This is a genomic window from Nocardioides fonticola (genome assembly GCF_039536805.1).
Classification (GTDB): domain Bacteria; phylum Actinomycetota; class Actinomycetes; order Propionibacteriales; family Nocardioidaceae; genus Nocardioides; species Nocardioides fonticola.
In genome coordinates this window covers 54,020-72,253 of sequence record NZ_BAAAZH010000001.1, presented here as the reverse complement: position 1 = coordinate 72,253, position 18,234 = coordinate 54,020, and the positions used below count along the sequence as shown (strand labels likewise).

The window sequence follows — 18,234 nt, the reverse complement described above, 5'->3', positions numbered from 1 at the left end:
GCGACTTCCTCTCGACCACGCCTGGATCCTGCGGTAGAACACGTTACAGTTTTATCGCTCGATCCCCGACCCCGGAGGTGCGCGTGGACACCACGACCCCTGACCCCATCGACGGCTACGACCCCGAGCTCTGGGCGGAGTCCGTGCAGGCGGTCGCCGCCGTCGTCGGCGAGGCGCTCGAGCGCGACCCCGACTGGGCCGCCCTCGCCTCCGCGGGTCTGCTCTCGCTCCCGGTGCCGGAGGAGTTCGGCGGCGACGGGCTCGGCCTGGTCGAGACCGCCGTCGTGCTGCGCGAGCTCGGCGCCCGCGCGCTGCACCTGCCGGTGTGGGAGACGCTCGCCTGCGGCGTCCCGACCCTGGCCGCGCACGGCACCGACGCCCAGCGCAAGGAGTGGCTGCCCGGCGTCGCCACCGGCGAGACCCTGCTGACCCCCGCGCTGCGGGAGGCAGGCCGGCCCTACACCGCCGTGCCCACGACCACCTACACCGACGGCACCGTCACCGGTCGCAAGATCGCGGTCACCCTCGCCGACCGCGCCGACCGGCTCCTCGTCACGGCGCTCGACGGCGACCGGCCCGTCGTCGTCCTCGTCGACCCGCAGGGCCCCGGCGTCGAGCTCCTCGCCTCGCCCACCTCCAGCCGCCTCGGCGCCCACACCGTCGTCCTGGACGCCGCGCCGGCCGACCTGCTCGGCGACGGTGCGGCCGCCACGTTGGTCTCGCACGCCGTGGCCGGTCTGTGCGCGCTGGCCGCCGGTGTGCTCGCCGGTGCCCGCGACCTGACGGCCGACTACATCAAGGGACGCCGCCAGTTCGGCCGCGCGCTCGCGGAGTTCCAGGCCGTCGCCATGCAGATCGCCGACGTCTACATCGCCTCGCGCACCGTCGATCTCGCCGCCCAGAACGCCGTGTGGCGGGTGGCGACCGGGCTGCCGGCCGCCGACGACCTCGCGGTCGCCGCCGCGTGGATCTGCGACCAGGGCCCGACGTCCGTGCGCACCTGCCACCACCTGCACGGCGGCATGGGCGTCGACACCACCTACCCGCTGCACCACTACTTCTCGTGGATGAACGACATCGTCCACGACCTCGGCGTCCGCCCGGCCGACGTGCCGATGGAGAGCCCGGCGGCCAAGAACCTCGAGCTGACCGCCGCCCAGCGGGCGCTCAAGGAGGAGGTGCGCGCCTACTTCCACGGCCTCGCCTCGGAGAACGAGCACCGCGACATGGCGCTCGACCGGCACGGCCCCACCTACCAGCGCATCGTCAAGCAGATGGGCGAGGACGGCTGGATGGGCATCGGCTGGCCCACCGAGTACGGCGGCCGCGGGCTCGGCGAGATCGAGCAGACCCTCTTCGCCAACGAGGCGCAGTTCGCCGACGTGCACCTGCCCGCCGTCACCCTGCAGACCGTCGGCCCCACCCTCATCCGCTACGGCACGGAGAAGCAGAAGGAGATGTTCCTCGGCCGGATCCTCTCCGGCGACGTCCACTTCGCGATCGGCTACTCCGAGCCCGACGCCGGCACCGACCTCGCCTCGCTGCGCACCAGCGCGCGCCGCGACGGCGACCACTACATCGTCAACGGCCAGAAGCTGTGGACCACCGGCGGCCACCAGGCCGACTACCTGTGGCTCGCGGTGCGCACCGACCCCGATGCGCCCAAGCACAAGGGCATCTCGATCCTCATCGTCGACACGTCGGATCCGGGCTACAGCCACACGCCGATCATCACCGCCGACGGCTCGCACCACGTCAACGCCACCTACTTCAACGACGTGCGGGTGCCGGTCGACATGCTGGTCGGCAAGGAGAACGAGGGCTGGAAGCTGCTGACCACGCAGCTCAACCACGAGCGCGTGATGCTCGGGCCCGCGGGCCGCATCGAGGGTCTGCGCGACCGGGTCGCCGACTGGGCGCGTGCCGCCGGCGTCCAGGACGCCGAGGACGTGCGCGAGGTGCTGGGTCGCGTCACCACGGTCTTCCGGGTCAACGAACTGCTCAACTGGGAGGTCGCCCGTGCGGCCGCCGCCGGCGACCCCGACGTCGCCGACGCCTCGGCGTCCAAGGTGTTCGCCTCCGACCAGGTGCAGCGCCTGCTGGCCGAGCTGATCGCCGTCATCCACCGGCACGGCGACCCCGCGGACGCCGAGACCGCGGCGCTGCTGGAGTACCTCGACGCCCAGGCCAAGCGGAACCTCGTGCTCACCTTCGGTGGTGGCGTCAACGAGGTGCAGCGCGAGCTCATCGCGATGTTCGGGATGAGCCTGCCGCGGGTGCCGCGATGACGGCCGAGGTCGCGGCCGACCTCGTCGATCCCGCCGTCCACGAGCAGGTGATGGCCGAGGCCGAGCGCATCAAGGCGCTCGGTGAGGGCGCGGAGCGCTACGCCCGCGACGAGGTCAACCAGCCGACCATCAACAACTGGCTGGAGGCGATGGGGATCTCCAACCCGCGGTGGAAGGACGGCGAGGCGCCGCCCGCGATGGCGCAGGTGTGGACGATGTACGGGCTCGGCGGCAAGCCACCGGCCGACGACCCGCTGCACGGCATGATGCGCGCCCTCACCGACGCCGGCTTCACCGCCGTCCTGGGCACCAACTGCGAGCAGGAGTACCGCCGCACCCTGAAGGTGGGGGAGCGGGTGCGGGTCACCACCGCCCTGGAGTCGGTCGTCGGCCCCAAGGCCACCGGCATGGGGGTCGGCTACTTCGTCACCTCGCGCAACACCTGGTACGTCGACCACGCGGACGGCACCGCCGAGGTCGTGGCCACGATGCTCTTCCGGGTGCTGAAGTTCGTGCCCCGCTCGCGGGAGGCGGCGTCCTGATGGCCGTACGCCCCATGGTCAACCGCGACAACGCCTACTTCTGGGACGGCACCCTGGCCGGCGAGCTGCGCCTCCAGCGCTGCAACGCCTGCCAGGCGCTGCGGCACCCGCCCGGCCCGGCCTGCCCCGACTGCGGTGCTCTCGACCGCGGGCACGTCGTCGCCTCCGGGCTCGGCACGGTGTACTCCTACGTGATCCACCGGCACCCGCCGGTGCCCGGCAAGGAACTGCCGATCCTGCTCGCCGTCATCGACCTCGACGAGGGGCTGCGCATGGTCGGCGAGATCGTCGACCTGCCCGAGAGCGAGCTGGCGATCGGCCTGCGCGTGCAGGTCGACTTCGCGCCCGTCGACGACGAGCTGTCCCTCCCGATCTGGCGAAAGGCCGACTGATGGCGACCACCCTCGAGGTCGGCACGACCCTGCCCGCATGGGAGCTGCCGCTGACGCCGACGATCATCGTCTCCACGGCGATCGCGACCCGCGACTTCCAGGACGTCCACCACGACCGCGACATCGCCCAGGCGGCCGGGTCGAAGGACATCTTCATGAACATCCTGACCTCGACCGCGCTGTGCCAGCGTTACGTCGAGGACACCCTCGGCCACGACGTCGAGATCCGCGGCATCGCGATCCGTCTCGGCGCGCCCGCCTACCCCTACGACACCCTCACCTTCACCGGCGAGGTCAGCGAGGTCGGCGACGACGAGGTCGTGCTCAAGGTGACCGGTGCGGTCTCGCTCGGGGCGCACGTCATCGGCACCGTGCGGGTCGCGCGATGACGGCGCGCACGCTCGCAGGGGCCGCGGCCATCGTCGGCATCGGGCAGACCGAGTTCTCCAAGGAGTCGGGTCGCTCCGAGCTCCAGCTCTCGGTCGAGGCGGTGCAGCACGCGCTCGCCGACGCCGGCCTTACGGCGTCCGACATCGACGGCCTGGTGACCTTCACGATGGACACCTCCTCGGAGATCGCGGTAGCTCGCGAGCTCGGCGTCCCGGAGCTGCGGTTCTTCAGCCGCATCAACTACGGCGGCGGCGCCGCGTGCGGCACGATCCAGCAGGCCGCGATGGCGGTGGCCACCGGCGTCGCGGACGTCGTCGTGGCCTACCGCGGCTTCAACGAGCGCTCGGGCAACCGGTTCGGACAGTTCTCGACCGCGGTCGCCCAGCAGGTCAACACGAACGGCCTCGACAACGCCTGGACCTACCCGTTCGGCCTCGGCACCCCGGCGGCCACGGTGGCGATGCAGGCGCGGCGCTACATGCACGAGTACGGCGCGACCTCCGAGGACTTCGGCCGGGTCGCGGTCGCCGACCGCCGGCACGCGGCCACCAACCCGAACGCCTTCTTCCACGGCAAGCCGATCACCCTGGACGACCACCAGGCATCGCGGATGATCGTCGACCCGCTGCACCTGCTCGACTGCTGCCAGGAGTCCGACGGCGCCGTGGCGCTGGTCGTCGTCTCCGCGGAGCGGGCCCGGGATCTGCCGCAGACCCCGGCGATCATCAGCGCCGCCGCGCAGGGCAGCGGCCGCGACCAGTTCGTCATGACGTCGTACTACCGCGACGACATCGGCATCCCCGAGATGGGAGTGGTGGGCCGCGAGCTGTGGCGGCAGTCGGGGCTCACGCCCGACGACATGCCGATGGCGATCCTCTACGACCACTTCACGCCGTACGTGCTCATGCAGCTCGAGGAGCTCGGGTTCTGCGGGCGTGGCGAGGCGCCGGGCTTCATCGCCGACGGCGCCATCGAGGTCGGTGGGCGGCTCCCGCTCAACACCCACGGCGGACAGCTCGGCGAGGCCTACATCCACGGCATGAACGGCATCGCCGAGGGGGTGCGCCAGATCCGCGGCACCTCGGTCAACCCGGTCGACCTCTCGGCGTCCCCGCACGTGCTGGTGACCGCCGGTACCGGGGTGCCCACGAGCGGGTTGATCCTGTCGCGATGATGGCCGGGTGAGTCAGCCCGCCGTCCCGGTCGTCGTCGCCCTGCACACCGCCAAGGGCCGCCGCCTGCCCATGCAGGCCAAGGCCGCCGTCGAGGTCGAGGCCGGTGCCGGCATCGTCGGCGACCGCTACCACGGCTCCAAGCACCGGCACGTGACCGTGCAGTCGGCGTCCGCGCTCGCGGAGGCCGAGGGCGCGCTGCAGCGGCCGATCCCGCCCGACCTCACCCGCCGCAACATCACGATCAGCTCCGGCGCCGTGCCGACCACCCCGGGCGTGCGGCTGCGGGTGGGGGAGACCCTCCTGGAGGTCGTGCGCGTCGCCGCCCCATGCCGCCTGCTGGACGACGAGCTCGGCCCCGGTGCGATGGAGGCCCTGCGCCGCCGCGCGGGGACGGTCTTCCGGGTGCTGGAGGGCGGGCGGATCGCAGTGGGGGATGGGGTGGAGGTGGTCTCGGAGACGGGTGGGTGAGGTGCCTCCGGCGTTTCCGGCGTTTCCGGCGTTTCCGGTGGTCGAGGTGCGAGGCGCCCCGGCGCCGAGCCGCGAGACCCGGTGGGGTGGGCGCCGACAATGGGGACGCCGTCGCTGCTCCGTGTCTTCTCCCGGCTTCCTCGCTCGCTCTGGTTCAAAGGCGCCGGCTAGGGCGGTGCCGGGTTGCTCTCGGTGTTCGGGTCGCCGTCTGTTTCGGTTGAAAGGCGCTGGCTAGGCGGGTGGGGGTTCCGGCTGCCTCTTGGGTGCACCGCGCCGGGCGCCTTCCGGTGGTCGAGGTGCGAGGCGCCCCGGCGCCGAGCCGCGAGACCCGGCAAGACGACCGCCGACAGGGGGACGATCTGCGGCTCCCGTCCGGTGGCTGAGGTGCCCGAGCCCCCAGGCGAGGGCCTCGAAGCCCAGACATCCCGAAAGCAGCTGAACTCAGCGAGATTCAACCCTCCGAACCCTTGTCTTCGAACATGTGTTCGAGTAGACTGAGGCATGGCCTCCCCCACCCCACACCAGGAGCTCCCCGAGCTTGCGGACCCGCGTGACCCGCGGTCCCTCCTGGTGCTCGCGCGCGATGCGCGGGTGGTGGCCGACGACGCCGAACGGACCGTGTTCATCGCCGCCGCCCGGTGGGCTCTCGCCCACCCTGCTGTCGATGAGTGGGACAGCGCGTGTGTTCCGGGCACGGAACGCGAGTTGGCGATCGCGGGTCAGGGTGCCCCTTTGGTGGCGGAGTTCTGCATCGACGAGTTCGCCGCCGCGATCGGCCTGTCCACCGACGCCGGGCACTACTACATCGGCGACGCCCTCGAACTCGCCGCCCGTCTGCCGCGGTGCTGGCGCCGTGTCGAGGCCGGTGAGGTGCCGGTGTGGCGGGCCCGCAAGATCGCCCAAGCCACCCGCCTGCTCTCACCCGAAGCCGTCGACCTCGTCGACCAGCGGTTGGCGTCGTTCGCGCACTCCATCGGCGGACGCGGCATCGAACAGACCGTCAAAGCAGCCGAAGCCGAAGCCGACCCCGAGGTCATCAAGGCCAAGCGCGAAGCGGCCGACGACAAACGGCACGTCACCATCTACTCCCGTCACGTCGACTTCCACGGCCGCGTCGACATCGAAGGAGCCCTCGACCTGGCCGACGCGTTGGATCTCGAGGACGCCCTCGCCGCCATCGCCGCCCAGCTGAAAGACCTCGGTTGCGAGGAGTCCTTGGACGCCCGACGGGCCATGGCCCTCGGCGAACTCGCACGCCGCGACCACGCCCTCACCTACGAGGCAGCAGCAACAACCGAGCCGGTGCGGTCCAAGCGGACCCTCCAGCTCTACGTCCACATCAGCCACGCCCCCGGCCAGAACCCCTTCGGTACGGCCGCTCGTGTCGAGAACACCCGCGCCGCGATCGACCTCGACACCCTCCGGTCGTGGTGCACCGACCCCGACACCCAGATCCACGTCCGACCCGTCCTCGACCTCGCCGAACACCGGTCGAGCGAGTCCTACGAGATCCCCACCCTCCTCCGCGAGCAGGTGATCTTGCGAGACGTCACCTGCGTCTTCCCCCACTGCACCAGGCCAGCCAGATCAGCCGACATCGACCACATCGTCCCGTGGGACGAAGGCGGCGGAACAAGCACAGACAACCTCGCCGCGCTCTGTCGACATCACCACCGCGTCAAGACCCACCACGGCTGGACCTACACACCCGTCGATCCGAACGACACCAGCGGACCACCCGGCAACGGCTCCAGCTATCTCTGGACCAGCCCCCACGGCCAGCACTACCTCCGCACACCCGCCGGCACCACGCAACTCACCACGACAGCCTGAACCCCACCCGGGGCTCAGGCCCGTCGTGCTGCCCAGACCCGGCGAGGCGGCTGTCGTCGGGTACCGGAGAGCGGTCGGGTGCGGGGGTCTCGCGGCTCGCATGCGCTCGCACCTCGACCACCGGCCCTGCCTCGGCACCGGCACCACCGCCGGCCTGCGAGTCAGCGTCCGGTGGTCGAGGTGCGAGGCGCCCCGGCGCCGAGCCGCGAGACCCGGCGAGGCGGCCGCCGGCCGGTAGTGGAGAGCGGTCGGGTGCGGGGGTTTCGCGGCTCGCATGCGCTCGCCTCTCGACCACCGGCCCTGCCTGGGCGCCGGCGCTGAGCCTGCGAGTCAGCGTCCGGTGGTCGAGGTGTGAGGCGCCCCGGCGCCGAGCCGCGAGACCCGGTGAGGCGGCCGTCGTGCGGTACCGGAGAGCAGTCGGGTGCGGGGGTCTCGCGGCTCGCATGCGCTCGCACCTCGACCACCGGACTTGCGCGGCCTCCGCCGTCAGGCGAGGCGGAGGGCGAGCTTCGGGCAGGCCTTGGCGGCCGCCTTGGCCTCGGCGAGCAGGTCGGGAGTCACCTCTCCGGTGACGATCGGGTAGCCCCATTCGTCGAGTCGCACGATGTCGGGGAGCAGTTCGTGGCAGACGCCGTGTGCACGGCAGGAGGGCCAATCGACGCGGAGACGTGCGGTGCGGTCGCTCATCGGGCTGCTCCGATCGGGGCGGCGGCGCGGGTGCACCGACCGCGGGCGTGGGCATCGACCTCGTGCGGGAGAGCGGTGAGGAGCGAGGCGACGAGGCGGGTGGTGCCGTCGGGGTGGGCGCAGGCGCCGCGGCCCGGCAGCAGGCCGCAGAGCTGCTGGACCCGCTCGAGCGACCCGGGGCGTCCGCGACGCAGACCGGCGACGGCGTCGGCGAGAGCGGGCAGGCCGTTGACGCAGGGGCCGCAGCGGCCGGCGCTCTGGGCGGCGAGATGGCCGGTGATCTGCTCGGTGAGGGCGAGCGCGCAGGCGTTCGGTCCCGGAGCCAGGACGACGCCGGCGCCGAGGGCCAGGCCGGCCTCGGCGAGCCCGGTACGCGAGACGACGGCGTCGGCGATCTGCGGCCAGGTGGCCCAGGTGCCGTGGAAGCCGCCGAGCAGCACGGGGCCGCCGCCGGCCTGGGCGGGCAGCAGGTCGACCAGGGGCGTGCCGTGCTCGACCTCGTGGACGGCGGTCGGCTGCCCGGGCACGTTGACGGTCAGCAGCGTGGTGCCGGGCTCGGCGTGGGTGCCGCGGGCGAGCGTCGGCGCGAGGCCTTCCAGGGCGAGCAACCCGACGTGGGCCCAGGTCTCGGCGTTCGAGAGCAGGGTGGGCCGGCCGCGGTAACCGCTGACGGCCTCCGGGGTCCACGCGGTCACCGGCAGGTTGGGGCGACCCTCGAGCAGCTCGATGACGGCCCGCGCCTGCCCGGCGACGAACCGCGGCTCGGCGGTCGAGGTGTGCCAGCGCAGATCGGCGTCGTCGCGTTCGGCGATCGCGGCGGCCAGCAGCCCACGGGCACGCGGCCGATCTCCCGGCAGGACGACGTGCACGTCGCGGGCCCGCAGCGCACGGGCCGCCGTGGCGGCACCGTCGAGCACCAGGTGCGGGGCGACCATGGCGAGGGCGGAGTCCTTGGCGCTCACCGGCTCGCCCTCCGAGGCGTTGACGACGACGACCGGACGGCGTCCCCGCGCAGCCGCCGCGAGCTTGGTGGCGAACGGGAAGCCGGCGCCGCCGCGACCGCGGACGTCGGCGGCCTCGATCATGGCCTGGAGCGCATCGAACCCGATCCGGGCGGGTGCGCCACGGCGGCGACGGTGGTCGGCGAGAGTGCGGCCGGGCGACACCTCCGCCAGCAGGGCGGGGCCGGGGTGGATGAGGAGCTCCTCGGTGACCGGCAGCGGCGACCTCATGCCTCGACCCCGATCCGGGCACGCTCGGCCGAGGGCCGCACGACGTCCTCGCGGGCGCGCAGCCCACCGGCGAGCCGCCAGGCGAACGCCACGACGACGACGGTCACGGAGAACGCCGTCGGCACGATCGACCACATCTCCCAGTGGTCGCGGTGGCGCAGGTCGGTGCCGATGCCGAACCCGTGGGCGACCGCGGCGGCGTACGCCGCCCACGAGGTGAGGTGCACGATCCGCCAGGAGCGCAGGCCGATGCGGTGTCGCAGCAGCGAGGTCACCGCGACCACGAGCATCAGGTCGAAGGCGAGGGTGCCCAACTCCAGCCACAGGGGCGCGTAGGTGGCCCCGAACGGCACCACCGCCTGCCACCAGCGGATGTCGACGAATTCGTCGGCCACCGCGGTGACGATGTGCGCCACGAGCAGCAGCACCGAGCCGAGGGCGAGGTTGCGGTGCAGGTTCTGGGTGACGAAGCGCGGCACCCGCGAGCCGCCGTCGCCGGCCGGGCGACCGGTCAGCGCCAGCACCCCCAGCAGCACGCTGAGGCTCAGCAGGCTGAGCAGCACGATCCCCGTGCCCCGGTTGAGGTACCAGAGGACGGGCGAGTCGGTGGTCATGCGATCTCCTCGAGGGTGTCGGCGGGCCACCCGCCGACGGTGTGGACGACGCGGCCCTCGCCGCTGCCGCCGGCGAGGCGGGCGACGAGGCCACGCGCGGCGAGCCAGGCCGGGGCGGCGCTGCCCAGGACGACGGCCGCGGTGGAGGCGGTGTTGGCCGCCACGCAGGTGGGCGCGGCGACGGAGACGGTGTGCCAGACGTCGGTGGCCGGCAGACCGGTACGCGGATCGAGCAGGTGGTGGCGCTCGACACCGCCGCGGCGCCAGCGGCGCACGCGGGTGCCGGAGGTCGCCAGCGCGCCGACGAGGTCGATGACGGCCAGAGGTTCGGTGTCGGCGTCCTCGCGGATCCCGACCCGCCAGGCGGTGTCGTCGACGGTGCGCAGGTCGCCGCCGATCCCGACGAGCGCCGGGTGGTCGAGGTGCTCGCGGCAGGCCGCCACCGCGAGATCGGTGGCCCAGGCCTTCGCGGTCGCGCCGAGGTCGAGCGCGGTGCCGGCGGGGATCCGGACGGCGTCCTCGCTCCACTCGACGGCTCGCCAGGCATCCAGGGCCGGGGGAGCGGACACCGGCGCGAGGGCGGGCCCAGCAGTCTCGAGGAGGCCGAGGGTGCGGTCGTAACCGAGCTCGACGAGCGGTCGGCCGAGGAGCGGGTGCACGAGCCCGTCGGTGTCGTGGGCGGCCTGGACCGCGACACCGACGGCCGCGACGAGCAGCGGATCGACGCTCACCCATCGGCCGGGTGCGGCGTTGACGCGCGCGAGATCGGAGTCGCTGCGGAAGCGGCTGGCCACCGCACCCACGTCGGCGAGCACCTGCTCGACGAGCCCCCGCGCCACCGGCAGGTCGGCGGCGTGCGCGGTCTGGACGACGACCTCGCAGCTCCACTCCCGCCAGCGGGCCGAGTACACGGACATGTCAGGAGGGACCGCTGGTCGGCGGCGCCGAGGGGCCACCGCCCGAGGAGCCCCCGGTCGAGCCGCCCGAGGAGCCGCCCGAGGAGCCGCCGGAGGAGCCCCCGGTCGAACCGCCCGAGGACCCGCCGCTGGAACCGCCCTTGGTACCGCCGCTGGAGCCGCTGGAGCCGCTGGAACCGCCGCTCGAGCCGCCCTTGGTGCCGCCGGAGGAGGAGCCCTTGGTGCCGCTCGAGCTGTGGCTCGGCGTCGGCGTGGTGTGCGAGGAGGTCGTGCCGCCCGACGACGAGCTGCTGGAGCTGCTGGAGCTGCTGGAGCTGCTGGAGCTGGTCGAGCCGCTGGAACCGGTCGAGCTGCTGGGCGGGCTCACCGACGACGTCGAGGGCTGCGGGGCGCGGTCGACGTAGCGGGTCGTCACCTTCCGCACCGTGCGCCGCTTCTTGACCACGACCTGGGGCTTGCGCTGACGCGAGGTGCGCTGCCCCTCCTTCCCCGTGCCGCCGGAGTCGGTGCCATCGGAGACCTGCCCCTGCTGCTTCGCCGCCTGGTCGGCCTGGGTGCGCTGCGCGGCAGCGCCGGCCACCGCCCCGGTGGCGACGACGGAGCCGGCCGCCACGACGCCGGTGACGCCGGTGACGAGCGCGCGGAAGCGGTCGCGGGAACGGGCCGAGTAGGTCATGTCTCCATGATCGGCCGGGAGAGGACAAGCCTGACTCATGCGCGATTCAACTTCACCTCAAGCCCGGGCTTGAGGATCTCTTGACGTCCGCTGCCTCCGATTCCCCTTCGATCGCCTCGGTTCCGGCCGATCGCACAGGCATGGTGAACCGTCTCCTCGGTCCGGTGCTCGCCGCCGCCCTCGCCTGCGGCGGTGTCGGCGGCACGGCCGCCTACCGCAGCCTCGCCGACGCCCCGGCCGCCCCGGCCGGCACCTCGGAGCAGTCGACCCCGGCCGGGACGGCGCAACCGGAGGCCGAGCCCGCCCGCCGGCCGGTCGTGGTGCGCTGGTCGCGGTGCCGCCCGCCGGCGAAGCCGCGCGGCCATGTCTGCGTGCTGCGGGTGGTGCGCACCGTCGAGCGCTGAGCGTCGTCCGGGGAACGATCAGCCGCTGAGGGGGACGACGACCTCGACACTCGCCCCGCCCTCCGGCGACCGGCCACGACGCAGCTCGCCGGCGACGCCCGTGGCCATCCGTTCCGCGATGTCCAGGCCGAGTCCGGTGGTGCCGGGGCGGCCCGCACGGCCGCCGCCCGCCGGGAACCCGTCACCGGCGTCCGCCACCACGAGGTGAGCCCGGCCGTCGTCCTCGACGGTGAGCCGGACGGCGAAGTCCGTGCCCTCGGCGGTGTGCGCGAAGACGTTGTCGACCAGGATGTCGACGAGGTCGCGCAGGTCGCTCTCGGCCAGCGGCACCGGCACCGGGCCGTCGGGCAGCCGGGTCGTCACCGTGCGGCCCTGATCGTCGGCCAGCGCCTGCCAGAAGCCGATGCGGTCGGCGACGACGCGACACAGATCGCCGCCGGCGCTGAGATCGGTGCGCACCGGACGACGGGCCTCGGTGACGATGGCATCGATCGTGCGCTCCAGCACCCCGATGTGCTCGGCGAGCCGGCGGGCCAGGGCCTCGTCGGCGACCTGCTCGGCGTCGAGCCGCAGCGCCGTGACCGGCGTGCGCAGCCGATGGGAGAGATCCCCGACGGCGGCCCGCTCGGAGGCGAGCAGCTCGGTGGTGCGGTCGGCCAGCCCGTTGAGGGCGCGCGCGAGCTCCTGGGTCTCGACGGTCCCGCGCGGCTCGGCCCGGGCGTCGAGATCGCCCTCGCGCAGCCGATGCGCGGTGCCCGCGACCTCCAGCAACGGGTCGCTGATGCGGCTGCCCAGCCGTCGGGCGATGGTCGTGGCCGCCACGAGCAGCAGCACCCCGAGGCCGATGATGCTCACCCAGGCCCGGACGACGCCGTCATGCAGACGCTCGCCCGACACCGTGGTGCGGACGACGGCGGTGCGCTTGCCGATCACCACCGGCAGCAGCACCCGGCCGGTGTCGTCGCGGACGACGCGGAACCCCTCGCCGTCCAGGGCGCGACGCACGTCGGGGTCGTCGGCCATCGAGGGTCCGGCGCCGAGTTGGCGGCCCTTGACCGTGAGCACCGAGGTGGTCGTGCCGGTGCCGGTGTCGAGGCTGTCGAGGAGGGTGAGCAGACGCTTGTCGCTCTGCACCGCGGCCAGCAGGATCGCCACGTTGCGCGCCTGCTGGTCGGCCGCGCTCATCGCGCGATCCTCCGCGAGGGTGCGCACGAGCAGGCACAGCGGGATCACGAAGGAGACCACCACGACCGACGTCGTCCCGGTCACCAGCCAGGAGATCCGGCGCCGCATCACGGGGCATCGGGGCCGTCGGGATCGACGAGCCGGACGCCGACGCCGCGCACGCTGTGCAGGTAGCGCGGTGCGGCGGCGGACTCGCCGAGCTTGCGGCGCAGCCACGAGAGGTGGACGTCGACGGTGCGCTCGGCGCCGTAGTTCTGGCCCTGCTGCCACACCTCGGCGAGCAGTTCGCGCTTGGAGACGACCTGCCCGGCGCGGGAGGCCAGCAGCAGGAGGAGGTCGAACTCCTTGCGGGCGAGGTCGAGACGCCGCCCGTCCAACGTCGCCACCCGCGTGCCGGGGTCGATGCTCAGCGCGCCGACCCGCAGGGCGGCGGACGGGTCGGCTCCGCGGCCGCCGCGGCGCAGCACCGCGCGGATGCGCGCCGCGACCTGGTCGGTGCCGAAGGGCTTGACCACGTAGTCGTCGGCGCCGGCATCGAGCGCGCGCACCATCGTCGGGTCGTCGTCCTGGGCGGTGATGACGATGACCGGCACGTCGACGGCCGTGCGGATCATGCCGAGCAGGGTCAGCCCGTCGACGTCGGGCAGCCCCAGGTCGAGCAGGACGACGTCGGGGTGCTCGCGCAGCACCACCTCCAGCCCGGCGATCCCGGTGCCGACGGCGGTGACGGCGAAGTCCCGCTCGCGCAGCCCACGCTGGACGGCGGCGCGGATCGCGTCGTCGTCCTCGATCACCAGGATGCTGACCACGCGCGCAGGCTAGCGTGAGGCCCGATGACGAACCCGCCACGCCGCACCGTCCGCTCCTCGCTGGGAGCGGCGATCGCCACGATCGTCCTGCTGACCCTCTCCCCGCTGGCCGCGCCTTCGCCCGTCCGGGCGGTCGAGGCGGGTCGCGCGGGGGAGCGCGTGGTGACCACGACGGCCGCCGCGCTCGCCGCGCTCCCGGTCGCCGCGGAGACCCCCGACGGCTACGACCGCGACCTCTTCCGGCACTGGATCGACGCCGACGGCGACGGCTGCGACACCCGTGACGAGGTGCTGATCGTGGAGAACCGGTCGTCCTCGATGACCGTCGGCAGCGGGTGCGCCCTCGACGACGGCCGGTGGCGCTCCTGGTACGACGCGGTGGTCACCACCGACCCCTCGACCTTCGACATCGACCACCTGGTGCCGCTCGCCGAGGCGTGGGCGTCGGGGGCGCGCAGCTGGTCCGCACAGCGCCGCCAGGACTTCGCCAACGACCTCGGCGACGCCCGCGCGCTCGTGGCCGTGACGGCGTCCTCGAACCGCTCCAAGAGCGACCGGGATCCGGCCGAGTGGCTGCCGGCCAAGCACCGCTGCCGCTACACCGCGTGGTGGCTGGCGGTGAAGTCGCGCTGGTCGCTGGCGATCGACAGCGCCGAGCGCGACGCGTTGACCGCCCTGGTCGACCGCTGCGGCTCGCGCCGGCTGGCCTACCGGCCGGCCAGCTCCTCGAACTCCTGAACGTCGTGCGCGCAGAACACCCGGACGTCGACCTGGCTCGCCGCCAGCTGGCGGATCCGCTCCTGGTTGGCGCGGCGGGTGCGGTCGTCGATGCTCATCAGCCGCTGGAAGGCGACCAGCCCCACCGGAGCGTGCGGCGAGGGCGTCGCCTCCGAGGCGTGGAAGTAGGCGTCGCCCGCGTGGAGCAGCCAGCCGTCCTCGCCGCCGGTGTCGACCGCCACCCCGGCATGGCCGCGCGTGTGGCCGTGCAGCGGCACCAGGACGACGTCGTCCCCGAGGGCCCGTACGGCCCGTAGCCCGCGCCAGGAGTCGCCCCGCGCCTCGTGGGTGACCCACTGCGGTCCGTGCGCCCACTGCGCCTGCACGTAGCGCGCCCGCTCGCGCAGACCCGGCCGCAGGGCGGCGCTGAGCTCGCGGTCGTAGACGTGCACCCGCGCGTGCGGGAAGTCGCCGAGCCCGCCGGCGTGGTCGAGGTCGAGGTGGGTGACGACGATGTCGGTGACGTCGCGCGGGTCGAAGCCGCGGGCCCGCACCTGCGCGATCGCCGTCTCGCCGGCGTCCAGCCGCGGTCCGACCATCGCGCGGAACGGCTGGCCCAGCCGCCCGGGATCGGCGATGTCGGCGGTGCCGAAGCCGGTGTCGACCAGCAGCAGGCCGCGGTCGCGCTCGACCAGCAGGCAGTGGGCGACCATCGAGGCCGGCAGCAGCCCGCCCCGACCGCCGCCGATCGGGCGCATGGTCCCGCAGTTGAGGTGGTGTACTCGCGTCGTCACTCCCGCAGGGTGGCAGATCCCTCGTCGGCCAGGCGGGCCAACAGGGCATGGATCTCGCGGGTCAGCTCGGTGTTCTGCTTCAACTCCAGCTCCTGCTCGACGAAGTCGTGGTCGGCCTTCGCCTGCTGGACGGCGGCCTGCCGGTTCTGACCGATCATCACGAAGGTCGAGAGGAAGATCGCCTCCAGCGAGACGACGAGCGTCAGGGTCGGCCAGGGCGACCGCTCGAGTACGAGCATCCAGATCGCGAAGGCCGCCACGTGCACGTAGACGAACGGCATCGAGCCCGCGAACGCGGTGATCGCGTCGGCCAGCCGGTTCTGCAGGTCGGCGGTGCGCTGGTCGAGGTAGCGCTGGATCCCGGGGTGGCGGCGCGAGGCCGGCGTCTCAGACACCGACCAGCGCCCGCGCCAGACGGCGTCCCCAGGCGGCCGCCCGCTCCATCTCGCCCGGTGCGAGCGGGCCGAGCAGGTCGCGCACGTAGAACACCTCCGGCTCCGCGTGCGGGACGAAGCCCTGCAGCCCCGCCATCGCCAGCGCCGACGGGGCTGCGCCGTCCACGGCATCGCGGTGGGGATCGAGTCGATGCGCACGGCAGTCGAACGCGGCCACCGGGACGCCGCCCGGGTGCACGGCGGTGTCGGGATGGGCGTGCACGAGCCACTCGCGCAGCCCGCCGATCATGCGGTCCGACGACGCGCCCTGGCGTACGGCGTCCGCCCGGGTCGTGATGTCGCTGAGCGATCCGGAGTGCGTGGGGGCGCCCAGCACCAGCAGGTCGGCGGTGACCCGCTCGGGCGGTGCGGCGATGGCGACGTCGAGGGTCAGCGTGTCGACGCCCTGGCCGCGCAGACCCGCGGCGACCGCCCGGGTGAGGTGCCCGGTGTTGCCGAACATCGACTCGAACACGACGAGGGCGGAACGCGGACGGGTGGGCGGATGCGGCACGGCGCTGCCTTCCGGCACGAGGAGCAGGACGAGCACCAACGCTGCCTCCTCGGGCGGCTCCGCAGCAGGGCCCGGGGCCCGACATCGAGGGGGACCTCGGCGGCGTGGAGGAGGGGAGAAGGTCCCTCCGACAGCTGTCGGGAGGGCTCCGAGGGGCGGACCGGGTGGCGAGGGACCCGGGACATACGACACGATGACCCCTGAGAGAGAGCAAACAGGTCGTGCTGCCACGTCCGGATGTCCAGGGAGGGTCGTCCGGAACCCCCCGGCGGTGCGGCCTCCTGACGACCGTTCGCGGTCGAGCGAGGAGCAACCATGCCCCGTCGTCGATTCACCCCTGCCCTTGCGGCCTTCGCGGTCGCTGCGGTCGGGGTCATCGTGGCCCCCCAAGCGCCGGCCTCTGCCGGTGACGCCGGCACCGCCGGCGCCACCAGCGCGACCAGCGCCGTCCAGAGCACGACGACGCCGTCGGCGAAGTCGCGCGGCGTCCGTACCAACTTCGGGATGAAGGCGAGCGGCTACGGCAGCCGTGTCCGCGGCAACCAGATCCCGGTCGACTCCCGGGACACCGGGTACACCTCCACCGGGTGCACCACCCGCATCGGCGAGAACGGCAGCAACACCGTCGCCAACGTCGACCTCGGCGGCATCGGCAGCGTCGGCACGCTGACCACTGATCTCCACACCGAGAAGGTGGGCGGCGAGATCGCCGCCGTCTCCCACCACGAGCTCGCCGGCATCAGCCTGAGCCTGGGCGGGCTCGCGAGCCTGAGCATCCAGGGCCTGATGACCACGGCCCGCGCCTATCACGACAGCACGGGCTTCCACGCCACCACCGACACCCAGCTCGCCAAGATCGTCGTGACGATCGCCGGCGTGCCGCTGACGCTGCCGCTGCCGACGATCAGCCAGCCGATCACGGTGCCGGGTCTGCTGCGCATCAGCCTCGGCCGCAGCGAGATCAAGAAGAAGGCCGACTTCGCCAGCGCCCGCGCGAAGGCCGTCCAGATCGACATCCTGGCCACCGACACCACGGTGAAGCTGGCCGCGAGCTACGCCGAGATCAGCGACAACATCGTCAAGGGCCGGTTCAGCGGCTACGCGAACACGACCCGCGCGGCCGTGCTCGGCGACCTCGTCACCAGTGGTCCGCAGGTCAAGACGATCATGCCGTGCCGCGGCACCGGCGGCGTCGTGCGCACCAAGAACCTGCTGGGCCTCGACATCCCCGGGGTCCTCTCGGTCGGCGCCGCGCGCAGCAGCGAGATGGGCAAGCAGTCGCGCAACCGGGCGACCGGCTTCACCCAGTCGGAGCTGGCGAACGTCAACCTCCTGAACGGTGCCGTCGTCATCAGCGCCATCCGTGGCCGGGTGAACGTCGAGCTCGACTCCAAGAACCGGGTGGTCGCCTCGACCAACGGCACGACGATCGGCTCGATCACCGTCAACGGCACCGAAACGCCGCTGCCCGATCTCGGCACGCTGTCGATCCCGGGTCTGCTCGAGATCGGCACCAACGTCGTGGAGAAGGTGCGCGGCGGCCTCAAGGTCATCGCGGTGCAGGTGAAGCTGCTCAACGGCACCGGAGCGACGATCAACCTCGGTGAGGCGAAGCTCCAGATCCGTCAGCGCTGACCCAGCATCGCCCCGCCATCAGCGCACAGGGCCGTCGACCTCCGGGTCGGCGGCCCTGTCGCGTACCGGACGCCGGTAGCGCTCCGACCACGGGTGGGTGCCGCGGCCCACGACCTGCCAGCCGGCATCGACCAGCCGGGCCCGCAGCTCGGCCATGGCGGTGGCCATCGGCGGAGACCACGCGGCCTCGGGCAGCCGATCGTCCGGCAGTTCCCGCGCGGCCGGGTAGGGGAACGCGGGCCCCAGCACGTCCTCGGTGAAGCCCGAGACGACCCGTCCGACCGGGCGCAGGAGCGCGACGCCGTGCGAGGCGCCGGCCCCCAGACGCCGCAGCGGCATGCGCCACCACGACGGCGCGACGTCCTCCAACACGATCTCGATGACGTCGTCCTCGCGGCAGCTCGCTGCCGACTCGATCCTGCGGACGGCTCCGCTCATCTGTCCCACCCCCCGCGCAGCAGGACAGCAGACGGCCCGATCGGCGACCAGGGTCCAAGGTCCTCGCCCGGTGATGGGACACTGCTGCCC

At 73.2% G+C, this 18,234-nt stretch carries 21 protein-coding genes; 10 read left to right on the top strand and 11 right to left on the bottom strand.

Annotated elements, in window-relative coordinates:
• Positions 1 to 83: 83 nt before the first annotated feature.
• From ABD671_RS00335 to ABD671_RS00305, 7 genes are all read left to right on the top strand, one after another.
• Positions 84 to 2,288, top strand: coding sequence for an acyl-CoA dehydrogenase family protein (locus tag ABD671_RS00335; RefSeq protein ID WP_344731187.1), 2,205 nt, complete (start codon positions 84 to 86; stop codon positions 2,286 to 2,288).
• The gene (locus ABD671_RS00330; RefSeq protein ID WP_344731186.1) at positions 2,285 to 2,830 is read left to right on the top strand and encodes an FAS1-like dehydratase domain-containing protein; all 546 of its coding nucleotides are present in this window, start codon (positions 2,285 to 2,287) and stop codon (positions 2,828 to 2,830) included. The genes ABD671_RS00335 and ABD671_RS00330 overlap by 4 nt, the downstream gene beginning before the upstream one ends.
• Entirely contained in the window at positions 2,830 to 3,222 is a 393-nt protein-coding gene (locus tag ABD671_RS00325; RefSeq protein ID WP_344731185.1) for a Zn-ribbon domain-containing OB-fold protein, read from the top strand. Before ABD671_RS00330 ends, ABD671_RS00325 begins: the two co-directional genes overlap by 1 nt.
• Positions 3,222 to 3,611, top strand: a complete 390-nt coding sequence (locus ABD671_RS00320) for a MaoC family dehydratase (RefSeq protein ID WP_344731184.1) — start codon at positions 3,222 to 3,224, stop codon at positions 3,609 to 3,611. Before ABD671_RS00325 ends, ABD671_RS00320 begins: the two co-directional genes overlap by 1 nt.
• Complete coding sequence (locus ABD671_RS00315; RefSeq protein WP_344731183.1) at positions 3,608 to 4,786, top strand: lipid-transfer protein; 1,179 nt, start codon at positions 3,608 to 3,610, stop codon at positions 4,784 to 4,786. Before ABD671_RS00320 ends, ABD671_RS00315 begins: the two co-directional genes overlap by 4 nt.
• Positions 4,787 to 4,793: 7 nt before the next feature.
• Positions 4,794 to 5,255 carry an MOSC domain-containing protein gene (locus ABD671_RS00310; RefSeq protein ID WP_344731182.1) on the top strand — a complete coding sequence of 154 codons (462 nt, stop codon included), beginning with the start codon at positions 4,794 to 4,796 and terminating at the stop codon, positions 5,253 to 5,255.
• A 501-nt stretch (positions 5,256 to 5,756) separates the two neighbouring features.
• Entirely contained in the window at positions 5,757 to 7,088 is a 1,332-nt protein-coding gene (locus tag ABD671_RS00305) for an HNH endonuclease signature motif containing protein (RefSeq protein WP_344731181.1), read from the top strand.
• 486 nt (positions 7,089 to 7,574) lie between these two features.
• Here ABD671_RS00305 and ABD671_RS00300 read toward each other — a convergent pair whose 3' ends face one another.
• Genes ABD671_RS00300 through ABD671_RS00280 form a run of 5 tightly spaced genes read right to left on the bottom strand, consistent with a single transcriptional unit; the run spans position 7,575 to position 11,214 of the window.
• Positions 7,575 to 7,775, bottom strand: coding sequence for a ferredoxin (locus ABD671_RS00300; RefSeq protein WP_344731180.1), 201 nt, complete (start codon positions 7,773 to 7,775; stop codon positions 7,575 to 7,577).
• A complete protein-coding gene (locus ABD671_RS00295) occupies positions 7,772 to 9,007 on the bottom strand; it encodes an NADH-ubiquinone oxidoreductase-F iron-sulfur binding region domain-containing protein (RefSeq protein WP_344731179.1) in 1,236 nt (411 codons plus the stop codon). Before ABD671_RS00295 ends, ABD671_RS00300 begins: the two co-directional genes overlap by 4 nt.
• Positions 9,004 to 9,621: a ferric reductase-like transmembrane domain-containing protein gene (locus ABD671_RS00290; protein WP_344731178.1), complete on the bottom strand. Its 618-nt coding sequence runs from the start codon at positions 9,619 to 9,621 to the stop codon at positions 9,004 to 9,006. The genes ABD671_RS00295 and ABD671_RS00290 overlap by 4 nt, the downstream gene beginning before the upstream one ends.
• Complete coding sequence (locus ABD671_RS00285; RefSeq protein ID WP_344731177.1) at positions 9,618 to 10,538, bottom strand: FAD:protein FMN transferase; 921 nt, start codon at positions 10,536 to 10,538, stop codon at positions 9,618 to 9,620. The genes ABD671_RS00290 and ABD671_RS00285 overlap by 4 nt, the downstream gene beginning before the upstream one ends.
• Before the next feature lies 1 nt (position 10,539).
• Positions 10,540 to 11,214: a hypothetical protein gene (locus tag ABD671_RS00280; RefSeq protein WP_344731176.1), complete on the bottom strand. Its 675-nt coding sequence runs from the start codon at positions 11,212 to 11,214 to the stop codon at positions 10,540 to 10,542.
• Between the two features lie 140 nt (positions 11,215 to 11,354).
• Here ABD671_RS00280 and ABD671_RS00275 point away from each other — a divergent pair, with 140 nt between their 5' ends.
• Entirely contained in the window at positions 11,355 to 11,618 is a 264-nt protein-coding gene (locus ABD671_RS00275) for a hypothetical protein (protein ID WP_344731175.1), read from the top strand.
• 18 nt (positions 11,619 to 11,636) lie between these two features.
• On the opposite strand, the gene ABD671_RS00270 is transcribed toward ABD671_RS00275, so the two are convergent.
• Positions 11,637 to 12,911, bottom strand: coding sequence for a sensor histidine kinase (locus ABD671_RS00270; RefSeq protein ID WP_344731174.1), 1,275 nt, complete (start codon positions 12,909 to 12,911; stop codon positions 11,637 to 11,639).
• Positions 12,911 to 13,612 carry a response regulator transcription factor gene (locus ABD671_RS00265; protein WP_344731173.1) on the bottom strand — a complete coding sequence of 234 codons (702 nt, stop codon included), beginning with the start codon at positions 13,610 to 13,612 and terminating at the stop codon, positions 12,911 to 12,913. Before ABD671_RS00265 ends, ABD671_RS00270 begins: the two co-directional genes overlap by 1 nt.
• Before the next feature lie 24 nt (positions 13,613 to 13,636).
• Here ABD671_RS00265 and ABD671_RS00260 point away from each other — a divergent pair, with 24 nt between their 5' ends.
• Positions 13,637 to 14,350, top strand: coding sequence for an HNH endonuclease family protein (locus tag ABD671_RS00260; protein WP_344731172.1), 714 nt, complete (start codon positions 13,637 to 13,639; stop codon positions 14,348 to 14,350).
• Here ABD671_RS00260 and ABD671_RS00255 read toward each other — a convergent pair.
• Genes ABD671_RS00255 through ABD671_RS00245 form a run of 3 tightly spaced genes read right to left on the bottom strand, consistent with a single transcriptional unit; the run spans position 14,320 to position 16,107 of the window.
• Positions 14,320 to 15,123: an MBL fold metallo-hydrolase gene (locus tag ABD671_RS00255; RefSeq protein WP_344731171.1), complete on the bottom strand. Its 804-nt coding sequence runs from the start codon at positions 15,121 to 15,123 to the stop codon at positions 14,320 to 14,322. The two genes, ABD671_RS00260 and ABD671_RS00255, sit on opposite strands and share 31 nt — an antisense overlap.
• Entirely contained in the window at positions 15,120 to 15,518 is a 399-nt protein-coding gene (locus ABD671_RS00250) for a DUF1003 domain-containing protein (RefSeq protein WP_344731170.1), read from the bottom strand. Before ABD671_RS00250 ends, ABD671_RS00255 begins: the two co-directional genes overlap by 4 nt.
• Positions 15,511 to 16,107, bottom strand: a complete 597-nt coding sequence (locus tag ABD671_RS00245; RefSeq protein WP_344731169.1) for a flavodoxin family protein — start codon at positions 16,105 to 16,107, stop codon at positions 15,511 to 15,513. The genes ABD671_RS00250 and ABD671_RS00245 overlap by 8 nt, the downstream gene beginning before the upstream one ends.
• A gap of 279 nt (positions 16,108 to 16,386) precedes the next feature.
• Here ABD671_RS00245 and ABD671_RS00240 point away from each other — a divergent pair, with 279 nt between their 5' ends.
• Positions 16,387 to 17,706 carry a choice-of-anchor P family protein gene (locus ABD671_RS00240; protein ID WP_344731168.1) on the top strand — a complete coding sequence of 440 codons (1,320 nt, stop codon included), beginning with the start codon at positions 16,387 to 16,389 and terminating at the stop codon, positions 17,704 to 17,706.
• Between the two features lie 18 nt (positions 17,707 to 17,724).
• Here the strand turns inward: ABD671_RS00240 and ABD671_RS00235 are convergent, their stop codons facing one another.
• The gene (locus ABD671_RS00235; RefSeq protein WP_344731167.1) at positions 17,725 to 18,144 is read right to left on the bottom strand and encodes a hypothetical protein; all 420 of its coding nucleotides are present in this window, start codon (positions 18,142 to 18,144) and stop codon (positions 17,725 to 17,727) included.
• Between the last annotated feature and the right edge of the window lie 90 nt (positions 18,145 to 18,234).

Excerpts from the sequence above, each read along its gene's own strand:
- ABD671_RS00280 (WP_344731176.1), bottom strand. The coding sequence starts at position 11,214 with ATGACCTACTCGGCCCGTTCCCGCGACCGCTTCCGCGCGCTCGTCACC.
- ABD671_RS00290 (WP_344731178.1), bottom strand. The coding sequence starts at position 9,621 with ATGACCACCGACTCGCCCGTCCTCTGGTACCTCAACCGGGGCACGGGG.
- ABD671_RS00270 (WP_344731174.1), bottom strand. The coding sequence starts at position 12,911 with ATGCGGCGCCGGATCTCCTGGCTGGTGACCGGGACGACGTCGGTCGTG.
- ABD671_RS00275 (WP_344731175.1), top strand. The coding sequence starts at position 11,355 with ATGGTGAACCGTCTCCTCGGTCCGGTGCTCGCCGCCGCCCTCGCCTGC.
- ABD671_RS00325 (WP_344731185.1), top strand. The coding sequence starts at position 2,830 with ATGGCCGTACGCCCCATGGTCAACCGCGACAACGCCTACTTCTGGGAC.
- ABD671_RS00330 (WP_344731186.1), top strand. The coding sequence starts at position 2,285 with ATGACGGCCGAGGTCGCGGCCGACCTCGTCGATCCCGCCGTCCACGAG.
- ABD671_RS00300 (WP_344731180.1), bottom strand. The coding sequence starts at position 7,775 with ATGAGCGACCGCACCGCACGTCTCCGCGTCGATTGGCCCTCCTGCCGT.
- ABD671_RS00240 (WP_344731168.1), top strand. The coding sequence starts at position 16,387 with ATGCCCCGTCGTCGATTCACCCCTGCCCTTGCGGCCTTCGCGGTCGCT.
- ABD671_RS00315 (WP_344731183.1), top strand. The coding sequence starts at position 3,608 with ATGACGGCGCGCACGCTCGCAGGGGCCGCGGCCATCGTCGGCATCGGG.
- ABD671_RS00235 (WP_344731167.1), bottom strand. The coding sequence starts at position 18,144 with ATGAGCGGAGCCGTCCGCAGGATCGAGTCGGCAGCGAGCTGCCGCGAG.
- ABD671_RS00285 (WP_344731177.1), bottom strand. The coding sequence starts at position 10,538 with ATGTCCGTGTACTCGGCCCGCTGGCGGGAGTGGAGCTGCGAGGTCGTC.
- ABD671_RS00320 (WP_344731184.1), top strand. The coding sequence starts at position 3,222 with ATGGCGACCACCCTCGAGGTCGGCACGACCCTGCCCGCATGGGAGCTG.
- ABD671_RS00305 (WP_344731181.1), top strand. The coding sequence starts at position 5,757 with ATGGCCTCCCCCACCCCACACCAGGAGCTCCCCGAGCTTGCGGACCCG.
- ABD671_RS00295 (WP_344731179.1), bottom strand. The coding sequence starts at position 9,007 with ATGAGGTCGCCGCTGCCGGTCACCGAGGAGCTCCTCATCCACCCCGGC.
- ABD671_RS00260 (WP_344731172.1), top strand. The coding sequence starts at position 13,637 with ATGACGAACCCGCCACGCCGCACCGTCCGCTCCTCGCTGGGAGCGGCG.